We start from the raw sequence: 20011 nt of genomic DNA on the forward strand, positions 1-20011 counted from the left end.
CTTACGCGGCGGCGGTCACTTCCGGAACAGCCCGCGGTGACCTGGACGGCGGCCTTGGCCTACGTTGGCGGAGGTCGTCGATCACCGAGAAAGGCACAGCGTGGAAAGTCCGTCTCCGGTCCCCGCCTGGGTGCGGGCCGAACCCCTCCGGCTGCTCGGATTCGCCGCGCGCGCGGCGCACCCCGGCGGCGGGTTCGCCTGGCTCGACGACACCGGGCGGCCGGTGCTCGACCGGCCCGTCGAAACCTGGATCACCTGCCGGATGACGCACGTCTTCGCGCTGGCGCAGCTGCAGGGCGCGCCGGCCGAGGCGCAGGTCGCGCACGGCGTCGAGGCGCTGACCGGCGTGCTCCGCGATCCCGACCACGGTGGCTGGTACGCGACGACAACGTTGTCAGAAAAGCGCGCCTACGAGCACGCCTTCGTCGTACTGGCCGCCTCCAGTGCGGCCGCCGCGGGGGCGGCCGGTGCGGAGAAACTGCTGGCCGAGGCCCTGGACGTCGTCGAACGCCGCTTCTGGGAACCGGGGCCGGGGCGGGTCGCCGACGTCTGGGACCGCGGCTGGACGCGGCTGGAGGACTACCGCGGGGCCAACGCGAACATGCACACCGTCGAGGCGTTCCTGGCCGCCGCCGACGTCACCGGCGACCGCGTCTGGGCCGGCCGCGCGCTGTCCATTGTGGACCACCTGGTGCACGGCGAAGCCCGCGCGCACGGCTGGCTGCTGCCCGAGCACTACGACGCGGACTGGCGGGTGCGCCTCGAGTTCAACCGGGCCGAGCCGGCCCACCCGTTCCGCCCGTTCGGGGCGACGATCGGGCACCTCTTCGAGTGGGCGCGCCTCGCCGTGCACCTCAAGCGGGCGCTCGGCGCCGACGCGCCGGACTGGCTGGTCCCGGACGCCGCGGCGCTGTTCGAAACCGCCACCCGGACCGGCTGGGCCGTCGACGGGCACCCCGGCTTCGTCTACACCACCGACTTCGCCGGGACGCCGGTCGTGCGCACCCGGCTGCACTGGGTCGTGGCGGAGGCGATCGCCGCCGCGTGGACGCTGCACCAGGAAACCGGCGAGCCGGCGTACCTCGAGCGGTTCCAGGAGTGGTGCGCCCACGCCGAGGCCTGCTTCGCCGACCGGGAACGCGGGTCGTGGCACCACGAACTCGACCCGGAAAACCGCCCCGCCGCGACCGTGTGGGCGGGCAAGCCGGACATCTACCACGCCTACCAGGCGACGCTGCTGCCCGCACTGCCGCCGGCCGCGTCGTTCGCCGGCGCGCTCGCCCCGCGTCGCTAAGCTGCCCGTGATCGACTGAGGAGGACCATGTCGCCTTTCGCCGCCCACGCGGACCGGTACTCGGACATGCCGTACCGGCGGGCCGGGCGCAGCGGGCTGAAGCTGCCCGCCGTGTCGCTCGGCCTGTGGCACAACTTCGGGGACGACAAGCCCCTCGACGTCCAGCGCGCGGTGCTGCGCCGGGCGTTCGACCTCGGCGTGACGCACTTCGACCTGGCCAACAACTACGGCCCGCCGCCCGGCGCGGCCGAGGCGAACTTCGGGCGGCACTACGCGGCCGACTTCCGGCCCTACCGCGACGAGATCCTGGTGTCGTCCAAGGCGGGTTACCTGATGTGGGACGGCCCGTACGGCGAATGGGGCTCCCGCAAGAACCTCCTCGCCAGCCTGGACCAGAGCCTCGCCCGCACCGGCCTGGACCACTTCGACGTCTTCTACTCCCACCGCCCGGACCCGGAGACGCCGATCGAGGAGACCATGGGTGCCCTCGACACCGCGGTCCGGTCCGGCAAGGCGCTCTACGCCGGCATCTCGAACTACTCGCCCGAGCAGACCGAGGCCGCGATCCGGGTGCTCCGCGAGCTGGGCACGCCGCTGCTGCTGCACCAGCCGTCGTACTCGATCCTCAACCGGTGGGTCGAGGACGGCCTCCTCGACACCCTCGACGAGCACGGCGTCGGCTCCATCGCGTACTCGCCGCTCAGTCAGGGCCTGCTGACCGACCGCTACCTCGACGGCGTCCCGGCCGGCTCGCGGGCCGCGGGCGCGAGCCCGTTCCTCACCCGTGCCCGGCTCACCGAGGAGACGCTGGGCACCATCCGCGCGCTGAACGACGTCGCCAAGCGGCGTGGGCAGACGCTGGCCCAGCTCGCCATCGCCTGGGTGCTGCGCCACGGGCGCGTCACGTCCGCGCTGATCGGCGCCAGCAGCGTCGCGCAGCTGGAGAACACCGTCGCGGCCACGGCGAACCTGGAGTTCACCGACGAGGAGCTGGCCGAGATCGACCGGATCGCCGCCCGGTAGCTCAGCAGCCGATCCGCGAGGAGCCGACGGCGACGTCGTCGAACCACAGCGTGTCGGCGTCCCCGGCGTAGCTCTCCCAGCCGAGGCGCAGGTCGGTCACGGCCGGGTGCCAGGCCCGGGCGAGCCACTGCTGGTCGACGTCGGCGGTCGGGACGCCGTCGACGACGAGCCCGGCCACTTCGGTCCCGCCCAGCCACGTCCGGAGCTGCCCGGCCGCGCCGTCGAGCCGGAACTCGAAGCAGGACCAGGTGCCGGTCGGCAGCGGGACGCTCTGGGCGACGCCGGCCGGGCTCTGCGCGGGCAGGGTGGCGTCGTCGGACTCGCGGTTCCACTGCAGCGCGCGGTTCTGGCCGCCGGCCCGCAGGTCCCGGCCGTCGGTGCTGTCGCGCATCGCCAGGAAGGTGACGTGCCCGGTGGGCAGCGCCGTGGTGTGCCGGACCCAGAACCGCCCGTACAGCACGCCGGAGCCGGTCACGGGCGTGCCGAGGAACGCGTGGTTGCAGTAGCCGCCCTGGCCGGTGACCTTGACCGACCGGCTGCCCGAGTGCGCCACCGAGCCGTCGACGGTCACCGTGCCGGTGCCCTGGCAGTTCGCGGCGCCGACGGTCCAGCGGCCGCCCGGGGTGCCGCCGGCCTGCTGCTCGAAGTCGTCGCAAAGGGCGGCACTGTCGCAACCCTGCGGCGGCGGCGTGGACGTCGTCGTGGTGGGCGTGGTGGGTGTGGTGGTGGTCGTCGTCGGAGGGGGAGCGGAGTCGCCGCAGGAGACGCCGTTGAGCGCGAAGTCCGTGGGATCGGGGCCGCTGCCGGTGCCCTGCAGGCCGAACGACACCGAACCGCCGGCGGGCAGGGTCGCGTTGTAGGGCAGGCTTTGCGCGGTGACGGCCGTCCCGGACTGGCGGACGGTGGCGTTCCAGGCCGACGTCACGGCCTGGCTCCCGGAGTAGGTCCAGCCGAGGGTCCAGGAAGAGAGCGCGGTCGCGCCGTTGGTCAGGGTGAGGTCGGCGGTGTAGCCGCCCTGCCACTGGTTGACCCGGTAGGCGACCGAGCAGGCGGGCGCCGCGGCGGCCGGCCCGGCGGCGAGGACCGCGGTGGTGCCCGCCGCGGCGAGGCAGAGTGCGGCGAGGGCGCCGGCGAACCTGCTGGGCATCGGGGTCCTCCCGGGACGCGGACAGGGGCGCCGTGGCCTGCACCACGACGCCCCTGGGTGGTGGCCGCGTTCTGGCGAGGCGACCTGGCATGGGAGCGCTTCCAGCCGCCGAAAAAGTAACCCCGGGATGTCGGTCTTGTAAAGCGGGACCCGGACGCACCTCGGTCCCGCGGTCCGGTTTCCGGCGGCGCCGCGCCCCGGCGCGTCCACTGAACCGTACTGAACAGCCGAATGCGTTGTCCGGCAACGGGTGTGGTGATCGCGCTGCGCTACCGCGGCGCGCCGGTCGATGCCGCCGTTGGGGTGGATTCCGTGAATCCCGTTCAAGATCGCCCCGGCGGCTCGGCGGGTGCATGGCCAAGTGACTATGGGAGCGCTCTCAACCACTGTCGAGGCCGAGTTCGAGTCCTCTGTGGAACGGATGGGCGCGTGCCCGCGTCGAAGGCCTCGTGGCCGAAACCCCAGCCGGACCCCCGGCGATGCGCCCGGCGCGGCGGAAACCCTTGTTGCGGGCTCAACATCTCGGAAATCACACGGTCCCGGCACCGGTGACGCCCTGGGCCCCCGCCGTCACGCTGGGGTACTGTCTTCCGTGTGCACCAGTACTCCGAACCGCACTGGGTGAACGATGAGCCGACAGGTCAAGCCAGGGAGTAAGCCGTACCGTGCACAACTGCGCGACCGGCTGGCCGCCTTGGGTTTCCCCGAAGCGGAGATCCCGGCCCGGGTGGCGGAGAACCTGGTGGTCGAATGCGGGATTCCGCCGCGCACCGCGTGGCGGCTGGCGTCCGAGCTTTCGCTCGACGTCGCGGCGCACCACTACAACGCCGCGACCGGCGATCCCCGCGCGGGCATGCGCGGCACCCGCATCTGGGAGTACGAGCAGTGGCCCGAACGCGGTGTCCGGCCGACGGTCGCGGCCCTGCGGGTGCTGGCCGGGGTGTACGGCACCAGCTGGAAATCGCTGCTGGGCCTGCGAGATCTCGAGCAACTGCCGGCCAAGGACCTCGCCGAGTACCACGCCGGCGAGGAACCGGCGGTGCCGCCGCCCGTGCCCGCGCCGCCCGCTCTCGCCGTCCCGCGTGGCGAAGCCCGGCCCGACGAGGAAATCGGGGCAAGCGCACTCGATGACGCGATTCTGCTCACGAGCACCAACGTCGACGACGTCCAGCTCGACGACCTGTGGGCGGACCTGGACTTCCTCGGCGGCGCCTACACCCGCACCGCGCCCGACGCGATCCTCGGCCAGCTCTCGGTCATCGACGAGCGGACTTCGGCGCTGCTGAAGGGCAGGCAGCGGCCGAAGCAGACACAGGACCTGCTGCTCGTCGGAGCGAAGTGCGCGGCGATGATGGCGTGGATCGCCGGCGACCTCGGCCGGTACCGCCTCTCCCGCCAGCTGAACTCCGCGGCCTGGCTCTACACCCAGTACGCCGACGACTTCCTGGCCCGGCGCTGGGTGCGCACGTCGCAGGCCCGCGTGGCGTTCTGGTCGGGCAACGGCATCGAGTCCGCGCGGCTGGCCGCCGACGGGCTGAACTACCAGGCAGGCGGGCGCCTCACCGACGCGCCGCTGATCCTCGCCGAAGCCCGCGGCTGGTCGTCGGTGCAGGCCGAGCCGCAGGTGCTGGAGGCGATCGCGCGCTGGACCAGCATCGAGGACCCCGACGTCGGGGCCGGCGGTGAGGACCAGTTCTTCAACATCACGAAGGACCGGCGGCACTACATGGCCGGGACGTCGCTGCTGTCGGTCGGGCAGGCGTCCGCCGCGCTGCGCGAGTTCACGACCGCCCGCGAGGCCTACGAGAAGCTTTCACTGGAACACCGCTGGGAGGCCATGGACCCGATGATCCGGATCGACACGGGCCGCGCGCACCTGAGGCTCGGCGACCTCGACGGCGCCGCCGCGCAGGTGGAGCCGGTGCTGGCCGCGAACGTCGGCAAGCAGCCGGACATGGTGCACGCGATGCTGAAGGTGCTGGCGACCGAACTGACCGACCCACGCTGGCGCGCGACGGCGACCGCGCGGAACCTCGCCGAGTCGGTCCTGGACGCCCACGCTTCGGCGCGGCCGTGACGGGCGACCCGACGCGGGCGGAGGTGTCCCCGGTGGTCCCGGGCACCGCGAACGAGGAAACCTGGGCCCGTGACGGCCACACCCGCCGGGACGTGGTGGTGGTCGCCGACCGCTTCGCGCGGTTCGCCCGCGGCGACCGCGTGCTTACCGTGTCCGGCCTGCTGGCCCTGCTCGCCGCGGGCGACCCCGGCGACGGCCCCGAAGCCGACGGCGGCCACTGGGTCGTCCACCTCGGCCAGGGCATCGACGCGACCGACCACGACCTGCTCGAAGCGGCGCGTGAGAAGAGCGGGGTCACCGTGACCTTCGCCGACCCGGAGGCGTTCCGGCGCGTCCGGGAGCGCTCGGTGCTCGTGCACAAGGACCGGTCCGAGAACGTCCTGCTGGCGGGCGTGCACAGCCCGTCGGCCGGGCACTGCCGGGCCGAGCTGCGGATCCACCGCGACAACGAGCTCATCCTCGACCACCACACCGGCGAGCACGTGCAGGGCATCGTGATCGTCGAGGCGATGCGCCAGATCTGCATCGCCCAGTTCGAGACCGCGATCCGGCCCGGCCTGGCGACCGCCGCGTACGCGGGCGTCTGGAAGCGGATCGACCTGTCCTTCCAGGACTTCCTGTTCCCGCTCCCGGCCACCGTCGAGTCGCTCATCGAGGAGTCCGACCTCGGCCGGGAGACCAACCTGAAGTTCCGCGCCACCACGGCGGTGCGCCAGCAGGGGCGCACCGTGGCCACCGCCGGCATCGAGTACTCGATGATCGCGCAGGGGCGCATCGACACGCTGGAACGCCGCAAGGCCGACCAGGCCACGCGCACCTACCTCGGCTGAGCCGAAACCCACTCCGGAAGGGAAACCACACCACGATGTCCGAAGAGCCGGACCGTTCGGCGTCCTTCGCCCAGGGACTGAAACTCATCCAGCAGCTCGGCGGGGTGGACCGGCCGGCCGTGCTGGACCTGTTCGAGAGCATCGGCGAGGCCGAGTTCGGCGAGCAGTGCGTCGGGTTCATCTACGGCGACGTCTACCACCGGCCCGGTCTCGAGCTCCCGGAGCGGCAGCTGACGACCGTCGCCGCGCTGACCGCGCTCGGCTACGCCGGCTCGCAGCTGCAGTTCCACGCCAAGGCCGCGCTCAACGTCGGCTGCACCCGCCGTCAGCTGGTCGAGGCGGTCATCCACGTCAGCTCGTTCGCCGGGTTCCCCGCCACGCTCAACGCGCTCACGGCGCTCAAGGCGGCGTTCGAGGGCCTGCCGGCCGACGAGCCGTCGCCCGAGCCCGCCGACGTGCCGTGGGCGGGCATCGAAGACCGCTACGAGCGCGGCCTGGCCGCGATGAAGGCGGTCGACGGCGAAGCGGGCGAGAAGGTCGCGGTCGCGCTGGCCGACATCGCGCCCGACCTGGCCACCTACATCATCGAGTTCACCTTCGGCGAGGTCTACACCCGGCCGGGCCTGAGCCTGCGCCACCGCGAGCTCGTCACGATCGCCGCGTGCGTCGCGCTGGGCACCGCGCTGCCGCAGCTGAAGGTGCACATCCACGGGCTGCTGAACGTCGGCGGCACCGAGAAGGAGGCCGTCGAGACCGTGCTGCACCTGGCGTTCTACTGCGGCTTCCCGGCCGCGCTCAACGCGATCGGCGCCGCGCGGGAAGTGTTCGCCCAGCGATGACCTTCGAAAAGCTGCGCGTCGTCGCGCTCGACTGCGACGGCGTGCTCATCGACGACACCTACCTGGCCATGATCGCCCGGTTCGTCACCGACCACGGCGGGGTCTACGACGCCGCGGCCGAGCGGGACGTGATCGGGCTGCGCGACATCGTCGTCGCCGAGAAGGTCACCGCGCTCTGCGGCCTCGACCAGCCGGCCGAGGAAACGCTCAAGCAGCTGTGGGCGGCGCGGCAGGAGTACCTGGCCGAGCACCCGATCCGCGTCGCCGAAGGAGCGCGGGACGGCCTGGAAGCGCTCTCAAAACTCCCCGTGCGGCTGGTCTGCTACGGCGGCCGGACCCGCGAGCACACCTTCGACCGGTACCTCGGCGACTTCGTCGACCTGCTCGACCCCGCCGTGCCGTACGTGAGCATCAACGAGCACCGCCCCGGCGTCGACCACATCACCCGGACCGTCCTCGGGGTGGGCTTCGACGAGATCGTGTTCGTCGACGACGTCAGCCGCGTGGCCGAGGACGCCCGCGCGCACGGCGCCGGGTTCATCGGGTTCCCGTCGAGTCCCGCGCACGCGCGGCAGCGGGAGTTCATGGCGGGCCACGGGGTCCGGCACTTCGCGGCGTCACTCGCCGAATTGACGCCCGAACTCGTGGAGATCGTCGACGCGGAGCTCGCGACTTCGACACACTGGCTTCGTTGAGGAGTCCCCGCACCCTTGGAGCCGCCGTGAAGTACTTTTCCCTGCCCCGTCCCGGCGCCGGGCTCGTCCTGGGCGAGCGCGACGTGCCCGAGCCCGGCCCCGGGCAGGTCCTGGTCCGGCTGCGCGGGTGGGCGGTCAACGCCCGCGACCTGATGATCGTCAAGGGGTTCTACCCGAAGCCGGTGAAGCCGGACGTCGTGCCGCTGTCCGACGGCGCGGGCGAGGTCGTCGCGGTCGGCGACGGCGTGCGCGCCTGGACCACCGGCGACCGCGTGGCCGCGACCTACTTCCCGGACTGGCTGTCCGGGCCCGGCACACCCGAGAAGACCGCCGACGACCTGGCGGGCACGCTCGACGGTGTGCTCGCCGAGTACGCCGTCTTCGCCGAGGACGCGCTCGTCGGCGTCCCGGCGCACCTCGACTACGCCGAAGCCGCGACGCTGCCCAGCGCCGGCGTCACGGCGTGGCGCGCGGTCGTCGAAGAAGGCGGGCTCGTGCCCGGCCAGACCGTGCTCACCCTGGGCAGCGGCGGCCTGTCGACGTTCGCGCTGCAGTTCGCCGCGCTCGGCGGCGCGCACGTCGTGTCGACGTCCAGCTCGGACGAGAAGCTCGAGCGGCTGCGCGAGCTGGGTGCCGCCCGGACGCTCAACCACGCGACGACGCCGGAGTGGGGCGCCGCGGTGGCCGAGCTGACCGGCGGCGGCGTCGACCACGTCGTCGACGTGGGCGGCGGCGGCACGATCGGCCAGTCGATGATCGCCGCCCGCTACGGCGGGCACGTCAGCGTCGCCGGCGTCCTGACCCACGAGGGCGGGGCCGACCCGATCCTCGTGCTGGTCAAGCAGCTGACCCTGCGCGGCCTCACCAACGCTTCCCGCGAGACGTTCCAGGCGATGAACCGGGCGATCGAGCACACCGGGCTCCGGCCCGTGATCGACCGCCGGTACGCCTTCGACGAGGTCGAAGAGGCGCTCAAGCACCTCGAGTCCGGCAGCCACGTCGGGAAGGTCGTGCTCGAAAGCGCCTGAGCGGCCCTCGGTCCCGGGTAACTTTTGCCGTCCCGGCTGGGTATATCCGTACCCCGTCCGCTCCTTTTCGCAGGTCAGCGGGGGTGGGTTCGGGGGAAAAAGTCGCTTTTCGACAGGAATGGCGGCCGCTGACGGCACCGGGGAGAGTGGTGGATACCAGGACATCGCTCGAGCAGGCTGCGGCTGCTCGGGCGGACCGTCCGGGACTGGGGGCGCGGGGAGGGGGTTTCAACCGCCTGGGGGTGGGTTGAAACCCCCTTCCCGCCCGCGCCCCGCACCGGCCCGAAGTCACGTCGTGCAGGCCCGCCCGTTGAGCGAGATCGTGGCCGGGGCGCGGTTGGCCGTGCCGGAGCTGCCGGTGAAGCCGAACTCGGCGCTGCCGCCCGCGGGGATCGTCTTGTTCCAGCCCGCGTCCACCGCCGTGACCGCCGCGCCGGTCTGGGTGACCTGAGCGTTCCACGCCTGTGTCACGCGCTGGCCGTCCGCGAACGTCCACGCCACCGTCCAGCCCGTGACCGCCGCGGCGCCGGTGTTGCCCACCTTCACCGAGGCCTGGAACCCGCCCTGCCACTGGTTCGTGACGGTGTAGGCCGCCGTGCAGGAGCCGGACGGCACCGGCGTGGTCGTCGTCGGGGGAGTGGTGGTCGTGGGAGTGGTCGTGGTGGTCGGCGGCGGCTCGGTGCCGCCGGAGTCGCCCACGATCACGCCGCGCCCGTTCGTGCCCACGTAGACCCGCCCGTACACCCGCGGATCGCCGCTGAGCGCCGCCCCGATGTTGCCGTACTGGTGCCGGTCGTCGTTGATCCGCGTCCACGACGCGCCCGCGTCGTCCGAGCGGAAGATCCCGCGCACCCCGCCGATCTTCGCAATGGTGTATAACGACGCATACGTCCGGCCGGAGGCGGCCTTGCCGAACCCGATGTTGTCGGCTTCGGCGACCCCGCTCAGCTTCGTGAAGGACGCACCGGAGTCGGTCGAGTGCCAGAGGCCGTACGCCGTGCCGGAGCCGCCGGCGAGCCAGACGTCGCCCGCCACCCCCGGCATCGCCTTGAAGTGCGCGGAGCCGGCGGGCAGCCCGGTGGCCGCGGTCGCGGTGAAGCTCGCGCCGCCGTCGGTGCTGAAGTAGAACTTCCCGGCGGCGAACCCGTAGAACCGCTTGGGGTCGACGCGGTCGGACTCCACGACCGCGCCGGCCGGGATGCCCGCGGACGCCGTCCAGGACGAGCCGAAGCCCGCCGAGTAGCTCACCGCGGTGCCGTCCGGGCTCCACACGAACCGGCTGCCGTCGGCGGCCGCGGCCACGGTGCCGCCGCTCGCGCCGCCGGCGGGCTCCGCGCCCTGGAACCAGTTCTTGCCGCCGTCGGTGGAGAAGGCGATCCGGTTGTCGTTCGGCCGGGCGCTCCGGTCCAGTGTGCCGGCGCGGACGATCGTCGCCGGGTTCAGCTCGGCGTAGTCGAGGCTGGTGGTCGTGGTGAAGACCGGCTGGGTGTACATGGTGGCCGGGACGGCGTCGAGGCTGTCGTGCCGGAACCCGCCGATGTCGCCGAGCCCGGACAGCAGGGGAGCGCCCGACGGCGGGCTGATCAGGTCGAGCACCGCGGTCTCTTCGAGGCCGCCGACGACCGGCTTCAGCGTGATCTTCCCGCCGCTGTCCCACTTCGTGAGGTCGCTCGTCCCGTAGATCGTCGCGCCGGTCCCGTAGAGGAAGTGGTTCGAGTCGAAGGGATCGATCTCGGCGGACTCGGTCATCCAGCCGAGCTTCGGTGACGGCACCGGGGGAGCGGGCTGGACGCCGAAGGTCAGCCACGGCACCGCGGAGATGTCCTGCGTGTACCGCAGCGACCGGTCGGGGTAGCTCGTGAAGTCCCAGATCCGCGTCCAGGTGGCGCCGCCGTCGGTGCTGCGGAAGAAGATCACGTCCGGCCACCACGACACCTGCGTGGCGACCATGAGGGTGCCCGGGTGCTGCCGGTCGATCGTGAGGCCGCTGTAGCCGAAGTAGTCGTCGGTGCTGTCGGACGGGATCGGGCTGATCCGCGTCCAGGTGCCGGTCTTGGTGGCGTACTTCCAGACGTCGCCCTTCGCACCGTCGTACGGGCCGCCGGTGTCGCTGGTCGCGAGGTAGAGGTAGCCGCCGACCGGGTCGAGGACACCCTTGTGCGCCAGGTATCCCGTGGGCTGGCCGGCCGGCCGGGCCCAGGTCGCGCCGCCGTCGGTGCTGCGGTAGACGGTGTTCTGCTTGTCCGCGACGCCGGCGTAGATCGTCTGCGTGGTGCTGCCGCGCGTGCCGGTCGTGGGGTCGAACGTCACCCAGGTGACGCCCTCGTTGTCGCTGGAGTAGCCCGACGGGTCGCTCGGGTCGGGCGCGTAGTTGCCGGGGTTGGGGAAGCTGGTCACCTTCGCCCAGGTGACGCCGGAGTCGGTGCTGCGCCAGAGCCCGTTGCCGCTGGGGGCGCCGAGGTACAGGACGCTGTCGCGGTTCGGGTCGATCGCCAGCCGCTCGCCCATGCCGCGCCCGGGCATGTTGCCGCCGAGCTTGAACGGCAGCGCCGCCGCCTGCCACGTGGCGCCGCGGTCGGCCGAGCGCAGGACGGCGCCGTTGTTCGGGTCCCAGCTGTTGGTGTACATGCCCGCGGCGACGTACACCCGGTTCGGGTCGACGGCATCGGTGGCGAGGCTGACGACGCCGTTGTGGCCCCAGTCGGTCCAGCCGACCGAGTCCAGCAGCGGGAGCCAGCGGCCGGTCGAGGGGTTCCAGCGGTACGCGCCGCCGATGTCGGTGCGGGCGTAGACGAGCCCGGGCTCGGTCTGGTTGAAGACGATGCCGGGGACGAACCCGCCGCCGCCGATCTCGGCGTTGCGCCAGGTGTAGGCCGCCGCCGCGGCGGGGGCGGCCGGCACGCCCGCGGTGATCGCGACGGCGGTGGGCAGGAGCAAGGCCAGCGCGGCCGCGAGGACCCGGCTTGCCCTGGGTGCACTGGGGGAACGCAGTCGTCTCACGTCGGCCTCCACCACTCTGGGAGCGCTTCCAGGTGGAAGGTAAACGAGCCGCCGGAACGTTGTAAAGCGTTCGATGATTTCTTCGCCCGCGACTGTCCACAGTGGATTTGAGAGCACTTTGAGCGTGTCACGTATGTGAACGTCGATCAGGTTTCTGAATTGTTATCGGTCAGCGTCTTGTCGGGCTTTTTCCGGCGTGTGAGTGTGGTGCCCGCTGGCTGGACTGGACCTACGAAAGAGGCGACCCGGCAATGACGCAGACAGCCCCGGCGCGGCACATCAGCCGGACCACCTTGTACTTCTTCGGTGCGCTCGGCGGCATCCTCTTCGGCTACGACCTCGGCGTGATCTCCGGGGTGCTCCCGTTCATCGGGAAACTGTGGGCGCTGACCAGCTGGGACAAGGGCGTGATCACCGCCAGCCTGTCGGTCGGTGCCATCGTCGGCGCGCTGTTCTCCAGCCGCACCAACGAAGCGCTCGGCCGGCGCCGCACGATCATGGTCGCCGCGGCGATCGTCATCGTGGGCACCCTGGCGGCGACCTTCTCGCCGACGTTCACGCTGCTCGTGCTTTCCCGCCTGATCATCGGGCTGGGCATCGGGCTTTCGTCGTCGACGGTTCCGACGTACTTGTCCGAATTGGCGCCGGCGCGGCTGCGCGGCGCGATGGGTGCGCTGAACCAGATCTTCATCGTCAGCGGCATCCTGATCGCGTTCCTGGTCAGCTACTGGCTCGGCCCGGTTTCGGCGTGGCGCTGGATGTTCGCCGGCGCGATCGTGCCCGCGGCGATCCTGCTCGTCGGGCTGGCGTTCCTGCCCGAGACGCCCCGCTGGCTGGTCAAGAACGGCCGCGAGGAGGAGGCCCGGCGCGTTCTGGCCAGCGCGCACGGCAACTCGGTGAACCTCGACGAGGAGATCTCGACGATCCGCGACGTCATCCGGATGGACACCGAAGAGAAGCCGCGGTTCCGCGACCTGTTCGCCGGCTGGGTGCGGCCGATGCTGTTCGTCGCCGTGCTGCTCGCGGTCGGCCAGCAGTTCAGCGGCGTCAACGCGATCAACGCCTACTTCCCGACGATGCTCATCGGGCTCGGCTTCGCCACGCAGGCCGCGCTGCTGTCGGGCGTGCTGCTGGGCGTGACGAAGTTCCTGTTCACCGCGTGGGTCGTGTTCGTGGTGGACCGCTGGGGCCGCAAGCCGCTGCTGCTCATCGGCAACGTGATCATGGTGCTGACGCTCACCGCGGCGGGACTGGTCGTGCTCAACGTCCACGACACCGGCCTGCGCGGCATCCTGATGCTGGTGATGATGGTGCTCTACCTGGTCGGCTACGAACTCGGCTGGGGCGCGGTCGTGTGGGTGATGATGTCCGAGGTCTTCCCGCTCAAGGTCCGCGCGGCCGGCATGGGCGTGAGCAGCGTGGTCCTCTGGGCGGCGACGGGCATCGTGAGCGCGGTGTTCCCGATCATCTCCGACCCGAAGTCCCTCGGCATCGGCGGCTCGATGTTCCTGTTCGCGGGGATCAACGTGGTGCTGTTCGTGCTCACGAAGTGGCTGGTGCCGGAGACGAAGGGCCGCTCGCTGGAGCAGATCGAGCTCGACCTCCGTGCGCGCCAAGGGGTGGCGGTCAAGAGCTGAAACGCCGTGAATGACTCATTCCTGTCGTCCGGCGACAGGAATGAGTCATTCACTACACCCGGGCGGGGCGCGCTCAGCCGACCGGCGCGGCCAGGCCCGGTGGTGTCTTGAATGAGTCATTCAGGTCTCGCGAGGTCCTGAATGACTCATTCAAGACCCTTCGCCGACCGCCTCGGCTTGCGCGAAGTCGTGTCCGGGCGCGCGCGGCGGGGCCGATGTGGCTGCTGGGTCTGGTGTTCTGACCCCGGACGCACCCAATGTGGCGTTCGGTGCGTCCAACGCACCCAACGCCACATTGGGGCGCATGCATCGGCCGCGTCCGACCGTGTGTCAGTGTGCCGCGGCGGTGGCGAGGCTCAGCTTGACGGCGAGGCGGCCGACCCACGCTTCCACTTCCTCCGGGGCGCGGTCCGGCAGCCCGAAGATCGTCTCGGTCACCCCGAGTGCGTCCAGGTGGGCCAGCCGCTCCGAATCGGGCCGCTCGCCGAGCGCGCAGATCCGCGGCCGCCCGTCGCGGCCTTCCTCGGCCCAGATCCGGTGGAGCAGTGCCACGTGCCCGTCCAGGTCGCTGTCCGCCGGGGTCGTGATCCAGCCGTCGGCGTGGCGGGCGATCCAGCGGAACGTCTTCTCCGTCGGGCCCGCGCCGAGCAGCACCGGGATGTGCGCCTGGACCGGCTTCGGCCACGCCCAGCTCGGCCCGAACGACACGAACTCGCCGTCGTAGGCCGCTTCCTCTTTCGTCCACAGTGCACTCATGGCCTCGAGGTACTCCCGCAGCGCGGTGCGGCGGCGGTTGCCGGGCACGCCGTGGTCGTTCAGCTCGTCGACGTTCCAGCCGAAGCCCGTGCCGAGCGTGACGCGCCCGCCCGACAGGTGGTCGAGGCTCGCGATCGTCTTGGCCAGCGTGATCGGGTCGCTCTCCACCGGCAGGGCGACCGCCGTGGACAGCCTGATCCGCGACGTCACCGCGGCCGCGGTCGCCAGCGCGACCCACGGGTCGAGGGTGCGGCTGTAGCGGTCGTCGGGCAGGGACGCGTCGCCGGTGCGCGGGTGCGGCGACTCCCGCTTCACCGGGATGTGCGTGTGCTCGGGTACGTAGAAGGTGGCGAACCCGGCGGCCTCCGCGACGCGCGCGGCGGCCGCCGGGGTGATGCCCCGGTCGCTGGTGAACAGCACGATTCCGTAGTCCACTCGGCGAGCGTATTAGAACGTGTTTCAGTTTTCAAGGTCGGCCGGGTGCTGCGGAGGGTTGCTGGTCGAGTACCCTTGGTGACCCTGTCGAGCGGCGGTCGAGCCCCGCTGGACGGGGTGCGGGTAGGCAGGCGGGGAGCAGAGCGACGGGCCGGGCCGCGGGCACGGTGGAGGGGCCCGCGACCGAACGGGGAGGCGACGTGTCAATCCTTTGTGGACGGATGGTGTCCCAGCCAGTGGACGCCGGGGTGGGGCGGGATGGCGTGCGCGGCCCGGGATCCGATACCGTGGACCACGAGCCGAGAGGCGCTGCAACGGACCACCGGGTCCGCCACGCTCGGCCGGGATTGACCAACCAAGGGCGCCTCCCGACCAAGGGAGGCTGCCGGTGAGTACCCCGCGAGAGTCCGCCGCGTTCGATTCGACAGCGCGGTTGCGCGAGCTGTTCGACCAGCGGGTGGCGGTGCTGGACGGCGCCTGGGGCACCATGTTGCAGGGTGCCGGGCTGACCCCCGCCGACTACCGCGGCGACCGCTTCGGCGACCACACCCACGACGTCACCGGCGACCCCGACCTGCTCAACCTCACCCGCCCGGACGTCATCCTCGACGTCCACCGCCAGTACCTGGCCGCGGGCGCGGACATCACCACGACCAACACCTTCACCGCCACCAGCATCGGCCAGGCCGACTACGGGCTGCAGTCGCACGTCCACGAAATGAACGTCCGCGGCGCGCAGCTGGCCCGCCAGGCCGCCGACGAGGCCGGCGGCAAGTTCGTCGCCGGCTCGATCGGCCCGCTCAACGTCACGCTCAGCCTGTCGCCGAGGGTCGACGACCCGGCGTACCGCGCGGTCACGTTCGAGCAGGTCAAGGCCTCCTACGCGGAGCAGATCGCCGGGCTCGCCGAGGGCGGCGTCGACCTGCTGCTGATCGAGACGATCTTCGACACCCTCAACTGCAAGGCCGCGATCGCCGCCGCCCGCGAGGTGGCGCCGGAGCTGCCGCTGTGGATCTCGGTGACCATCGTCGACCTCAGCGGGCGGACGCTCTCGGGCCAGACGGTCGAGGCGTTCTGGAGCTCGATCGAGCACGCGAAACCGCTGGTCGTGGGCGTGAACTGCTCGCTGGGCGCGGAGGAGATGCGCCCGCACGTCGAGGAACTCGCCCGGATCGCCGACGCCTACGTCGCCTGCCACCCCAACGCCGGGCTGCCCAACGCGTTCGGCGGCTACGACGAGACGCCCGAGCAGACCGCCGGGCTGATCGGCGGCTTCGCCCGCGACGGCCTGGTCAACCTGGTCGGCGGCTGCTGCGGCACCACCCCGGCGCACATCGCGAAGATCGCCGAAGCCGCGAAGGGCGTCGCGCCGCGCGAGGTGCCCGCGCCGCGGACGCACACCCGGTTCAGCGGGCTCGAGCCGTTCGGCATCGGCGCCGACACCGGGTTCGTGATGATCGGCGAGCGCACCAACGTCACCGGCTCCAAGCGGTTCCGCCGGCTCATCGAGTCCGACGACCACCAGGCCGCCGTCGACGTCGCGCTGGAGCAGGTCCGCGGCGGGGCGAACCTGCTCGACGTCAACATGGACGCCGACCTGCTCGACTCCGAGCAGGCGATGACGACGTTCCTCAACCTCATCGCCACCGAGCCCGAGGTCGCCCGCATCCCGGTGATGGTCGACAGCTCCAAGTGGACCGTCCTGGAAGCCGGCCTGCGCTGCCTGCAGGGCAAGGGCGTGGTCAACTCGATCAGCCTCAAGGAGGGCGAGGAGCCCTTCCTGGCCCAGGCCCGCACCATCCGGAACTACGGCGCCGGCGTCGTCGTGATGGCCTTCGACGAGCAGGGCCAGGCCGACACCGCCGACCGCAAGGTCGAGATCTGCGGCCGCGCGTACGACATCCTCACGCAGAAGGCCGGGTTCGCGGGCGAGGACATCATCTTCGACCCGAACGTCCTCGCCGTCGCGACCGGCATCGCCGAGCACAACGGCTACGCGAAGGCGTTCATCGACGCGCTGCCCCGGATCAAAGAACGCTGCCCCGGCGTACACATCAGCGGCGGCATCTCGAACCTGTCGTTTTCCTTCCGCGGCAACGACGTCGTCCGCGAGGCGATGCACTCGGCGTTCCTGTTCCACGCGGTGCAGGTCGGCCTGGACATGGGCATCGTCAACGCCGGCCAGCTCGCGGTCTACGAGGACATCCCGAAGGACCTGCTCGAGCTGGTCGAGGACGTGCTCTTCGACCGCCGCGAGGACGCGACCGACCGGCTGGTGAGCTTCGCCGAGAACGTCAAGGGCAGCGGCACCAAGCGCGTCGTCGACCTGTCCTGGCGCGAAGGCTCGGTCGGCGAGCGGCTGTCCCACGCGCTGGTGCACGGCATCGTCGACTTCATCGAGGACGACACCGAGGAAGCGCGGCAGCAGATGGCCCGGCCCCTCGACGTCATCGAGGGCCCGCTGATGGACGGCATGAAGATCGTCGGCGACCTGTTCGGCTCCGGCAAGATGTTCCTGCCGCAGGTGGTCAAGAGCGCCCGCGTGATGAAGCGGTCCGTCGCCTACCTCGAGCCGTTCATGGAGGCGGAGAAGGAGAAGGCGCGCCAAGAGGGCCGGCTCGCGTCGACCGGCGGGCAGGGCAAGATCGTGCTCGCCACGGTGAAGGGCGACGTCCACGACATCGGCAAGAACATCGTCGGCGTCGTGCTGGGCTGCAACAACTACGAGGTGATCGACCTCGGCGTGATGGTGCCCGCCGGCAAGATCCTCGACACCGCGGTCACCGAAGGCGCGGACGCCGTCGGGCTGTCCGGGCTGATCACGCCGTCGCTGGACGAGATGGTCGCCGTCGCCACCGAGATGCAGCGGCGCGGGCTCAAGCTGCCGCTGCTGATCGGCGGCGCCACGACGTCGCGGCAGCACACCGCGGTCAAGATCGCCCCGGTCTACGACAACGCGACGGTGCACGTGCTCGACGCCTCCCGCGTGGTCGGCGTGGTGTCGGACCTGCTCGATCCGGACCGCTCGATCGCGCTGGCGGAGAAGAACCGGGCCGACCAGGAGGTGCTGCGCGAGCAGCACGCGAGCAAGCAGCGCCGTCCGATGCTCACCCTCGAGCAGGCGCGCGCGAACCCGGAGCGGGTGTCCTTCGACGGCCTGCCGACGCCGGCGTTCACCGGCCTGCGCGTCGTCGAGCCGAGCATCACCGAGCTGCGCGAGATGGTCGACTGGCAGTTCCTGTTCCTGGCCTGGGAGCTCAAGGGCAAGTACCCGGCCATCCTGGAGCAGCCGGTCGCGCGCGAGCTGTTCGACGACGCGAACACGCTGCTCGACGAGATCATCGCGAACGGCAGCTTCACGGCGAAGGGCGCGTACGCGTTCTGGCCGGCCCACCGCGAGGGTGATGACATCCTGCTGGACGGCGAATACTCCCACGTCGGGTTCCCGATGCTGCGGCAGCAGACCTCGAAGCCGGTGGACCGCGCGAACCGCTGCCTGGCCGACTACATCGCCCCGGTGGGCGACCACCTCGGCGGGTTCGCGGTGACGATCCACGGCGCCGACGCGCTGGCCGCGAAGTACGAGGCCGAGCAGGACGACTACCGCGCGATCATGGTCAAGGCGCTGGCCGACCGCCTCGCCGAGGCCTTCGCCGAGTACATCCACCTCAAGGCCCGCCGCGACTGGTTCGAGCCCGACGCCGAGCCGCTGCTGGAAGACCTGCACGCGGAGCGGTTCCGCGGCATCCGGCCGGCGCTGGGCTACCCGGCCAGCCCGGACCACAGCCAGAAGCGGGAGCTGTTCGAGCTGCTGGAGGCGGACGAGCTGGGCATGGCGCTGACCGAGTCGTTCGCCATGACGCCGGCGGCGAGCGTGTCCGGGCTGATCTTCGCCCACCCGGACTCCCGCTACTTCACCGTCGGACGGCTCGGCCGCGACCAGATCGAGGACTACGCGCGGCGCAAGGGCGTCGAGGTGGCCGAGGTCGAGCAGTGGCTGCGGCCGAACCTGGCCTACGAGCCCGGGGCGTAGTCCGTCAGCTCGATGTCCGTGGCGAACTTGTCGGTCGCCTTGAGCATCAGGCCGAGCAGGAAGCGGGACTTGAACGTCCAGTCCCGCAGCTTGATCCGCAGCGGGGACGGCGGCGCGAGGAACGGGCCCGCGCTGCCTCGCTGGGAAATCTTGGCGTAGCCGCGGAACTGCTCTTCGTAGCGGGCGAAGGCCACTCGGTGGTCGCCGTCCGCCGCGAGGAGCTCCCCGGCGAGGACGTACGCGCCGACGACCGCCAGCCCGGTCCCGAACCCGCCGAGGGTGTTGCCGTAGGCGGCGTCGCCCAGCAGCACCACGTGGCCGCGGGAGTAGTGGTCGACCGTGACGCGGGCGAGCTGGTCGAGGTAGAACTCCCGGGCTTGGGGGACTTTGGCCATCAGCTCGGGCACCCGCCAGCCGGCTCCGCGGTAGGCGTCGACCAGCAGTTTCCGCTGCTGCTGGGGGTCGTCGCGGTCGTAGTCCGGCTCCGGCGAGGCGAACACGAAGAACGCCGAAGCCTTGGGTCCGCCGACGGCGGCCATCCGGCCCGGCTCGTTGTACATCACCGCGTCGCCGCCGGCGACGTCTTCGCCGAGTTCGGCCAGTGCGTAGTGGTAGCCGAGGTACTGGACGTAGTCGCGTTCCGGGCCGAACGCCAGCCGCCGGACGTTCGAGTGGATCCCGTCGGCGCCGACGACGAGGTCGAACCGGCGCGGCCCGGTGTGGGCGAAGGTGACGTCGACGCCGTCCGCGGTCTCGGTCAGCGCGGTGACGGTGTCGCCGAACAGGTACTCGCAGTCCGTGTGCGCGTAAAGGATTTCCGCCAGGTCGCCGCGGCGGATCTCGATCTCGCCGCCGGTGAACTCGCCGGGGATGACGGCGCGCGGCCGGCCGTCGGCGTCGACGATCGTCTGGTCCTGGCCGCCGGTCTGGCGCGCGAGGACGTCGTCGAGGATGCCCGTGCGCTCGAGCACGGTCCGGTGGGTGGCGCCCTTGAAGTCGACGGCCTGCCCGCCCGGCCGCACCGCCGGCGCGCGTTCGACGACGGTGACGGTGCAGCCGTAGCGGGTCAGCCAGTGGGCGAGCGCGGGGCCGGCGATGCCGGCGCCGGAGATCAGGACGGTGAGGTGCTTCATGCCGCAGAGCTTCGCCAGGGACGCTTACCGGTCCCTGACGAAGCGCTGACGGTGCCCGGTCGTGAGTGTTCAGTCGGGTTAGAA

General features: G+C 71.5%; 13 protein-coding genes and 1 riboswitch. Of the genes, 9 read left to right on the forward strand and 4 right to left on the reverse strand.

Going from position 1 to position 20011, the window contains the following annotated elements:
* The first annotated feature begins 100 nt into the window (after window positions 1-100).
* Together SD460_RS23300 and mgrA are read left to right on the forward strand one after the other, a co-directional pair.
* Window positions 101-1294, forward strand: coding sequence for an AGE family epimerase/isomerase (locus SD460_RS23300; RefSeq protein WP_290062787.1), 1194 nt, complete (start codon window positions 101-103; stop codon window positions 1292-1294).
* Between the two features lie 27 nt (window positions 1295-1321).
* Entirely contained in the window at window positions 1322-2317 is a 996-nt protein-coding gene (mgrA, locus tag SD460_RS23305) for an L-glyceraldehyde 3-phosphate reductase (RefSeq protein ID WP_290062788.1), read from the forward strand.
* 1 nt (window position 2318) lies between these two features.
* On the opposite strand, the gene SD460_RS23310 is transcribed toward mgrA, so the two are convergent.
* A complete protein-coding gene (locus SD460_RS23310; RefSeq protein ID WP_318306729.1) occupies window positions 2319-3464 on the reverse strand; it encodes a cellulose binding domain-containing protein in 1146 nt (381 codons plus the stop codon).
* 628 nt (window positions 3465-4092) lie between these two features.
* Here SD460_RS23310 and SD460_RS23315 point away from each other — a divergent pair.
* From SD460_RS23315 to SD460_RS23335, 5 genes are read left to right on the forward strand one after another with little or no spacing between them, the layout of a single operon-like run.
* The gene (locus SD460_RS23315) at window positions 4093-5541 is read left to right on the forward strand and encodes a hypothetical protein (protein WP_290057937.1); all 1449 of its coding nucleotides are present in this window, start codon (window positions 4093-4095) and stop codon (window positions 5539-5541) included.
* 32 nt (window positions 5542-5573) lie between these two features.
* Window positions 5574-6371 carry an AfsA-related hotdog domain-containing protein gene (locus tag SD460_RS23320; RefSeq protein WP_290057938.1) on the forward strand — a complete coding sequence of 266 codons (798 nt, stop codon included), beginning with the start codon at window positions 5574-5576 and terminating at the stop codon, window positions 6369-6371.
* A gap of 35 nt (window positions 6372-6406) precedes the next feature.
* Window positions 6407-7210 (forward strand): carboxymuconolactone decarboxylase family protein, encoded by an 804-nt coding sequence (locus SD460_RS23325; RefSeq protein ID WP_290057939.1) that lies wholly within the window; start codon window positions 6407-6409, stop codon window positions 7208-7210.
* On the forward strand, window positions 7207-7905 hold the full coding sequence (locus SD460_RS23330; RefSeq protein ID WP_290057940.1) for an HAD family hydrolase: 699 nt from the start codon (window positions 7207-7209) through the stop codon (window positions 7903-7905). Before SD460_RS23325 ends, SD460_RS23330 begins: the two co-directional genes overlap by 4 nt.
* Before the next feature lie 26 nt (window positions 7906-7931).
* Entirely contained in the window at window positions 7932-8933 is a 1002-nt protein-coding gene (locus tag SD460_RS23335) for a zinc-dependent alcohol dehydrogenase family protein (RefSeq protein WP_290057941.1), read from the forward strand.
* 288 nt (window positions 8934-9221) lie between these two features.
* On the opposite strand, the gene SD460_RS23340 is transcribed toward SD460_RS23335, so the two are convergent.
* Window positions 9222-11933: a cellulose binding domain-containing protein gene (locus tag SD460_RS23340; protein ID WP_369077412.1), complete on the reverse strand. Its 2712-nt coding sequence runs from the start codon at window positions 11931-11933 to the stop codon at window positions 9222-9224.
* A gap of 251 nt (window positions 11934-12184) precedes the next feature.
* Here SD460_RS23340 and SD460_RS23345 point away from each other — a divergent pair, with 251 nt between their 5' ends.
* Window positions 12185-13570 (forward strand): sugar porter family MFS transporter, encoded by a 1386-nt coding sequence (locus tag SD460_RS23345; protein ID WP_290057943.1) that lies wholly within the window; start codon window positions 12185-12187, stop codon window positions 13568-13570.
* Between the two features lie 330 nt (window positions 13571-13900).
* Here SD460_RS23345 and SD460_RS23350 read toward each other — a convergent pair whose 3' ends face one another.
* Window positions 13901-14761 (reverse strand): TIGR03619 family F420-dependent LLM class oxidoreductase, encoded by an 861-nt coding sequence (locus SD460_RS23350; RefSeq protein ID WP_318306730.1) that lies wholly within the window; start codon window positions 14759-14761, stop codon window positions 13901-13903.
* A gap of 295 nt (window positions 14762-15056) precedes the next feature.
* Window positions 15057-15135, forward strand: a riboswitch (S-adenosyl-L-homocysteine riboswitch).
* 14 nt (window positions 15136-15149) lie between these two features.
* Between SD460_RS23350 and metH the strand changes: the two genes are divergently transcribed.
* Window positions 15150-18794: a methionine synthase gene (gene metH, locus SD460_RS23355; protein ID WP_290057945.1), complete on the forward strand. Its 3645-nt coding sequence runs from the start codon at window positions 15150-15152 to the stop codon at window positions 18792-18794.
* Here the strand turns inward: metH and SD460_RS23360 are convergent.
* Window positions 18776-19927: an FAD-dependent monooxygenase gene (locus SD460_RS23360; RefSeq protein ID WP_290057946.1), complete on the reverse strand. Its 1152-nt coding sequence runs from the start codon at window positions 19925-19927 to the stop codon at window positions 18776-18778. The genes metH and SD460_RS23360 overlap by 19 nt on opposite strands.
* Window positions 19928-20011: the final 84 nt, after the last annotated feature.

Source organism: Amycolatopsis solani, assembly GCF_033441515.1.
Lineage (GTDB): Bacteria > Actinomycetota > Actinomycetes > Mycobacteriales > Pseudonocardiaceae > Amycolatopsis > Amycolatopsis solani.

What these genes read in the sequence shown, in the direction of transcription:
- mgrA (WP_290062788.1), top strand. Translation starts at nt 1,322, where the DNA reads ATGTCGCCTTTCGCCGCCCACGCGGACCGGTACTCGGACATGCCGTAC.
- SD460_RS23310 (WP_318306729.1), bottom strand. Translation starts at nt 3,464, where the DNA reads ATGCCCAGCAGGTTCGCCGGCGCCCTCGCCGCACTCTGCCTCGCCGCG.
- SD460_RS23315 (WP_290057937.1), top strand. Translation starts at nt 4,093, where the DNA reads ATGAGCCGACAGGTCAAGCCAGGGAGTAAGCCGTACCGTGCACAACTG.
- SD460_RS23325 (WP_290057939.1), top strand. Translation starts at nt 6,407, where the DNA reads ATGTCCGAAGAGCCGGACCGTTCGGCGTCCTTCGCCCAGGGACTGAAA.
- SD460_RS23330 (WP_290057940.1), top strand. Translation starts at nt 7,207, where the DNA reads ATGACCTTCGAAAAGCTGCGCGTCGTCGCGCTCGACTGCGACGGCGTG.
- SD460_RS23345 (WP_290057943.1), top strand. Translation starts at nt 12,185, where the DNA reads ATGACGCAGACAGCCCCGGCGCGGCACATCAGCCGGACCACCTTGTAC.
- SD460_RS23360 (WP_290057946.1), bottom strand. Translation starts at nt 19,927, where the DNA reads ATGAAGCACCTCACCGTCCTGATCTCCGGCGCCGGCATCGCCGGCCCC.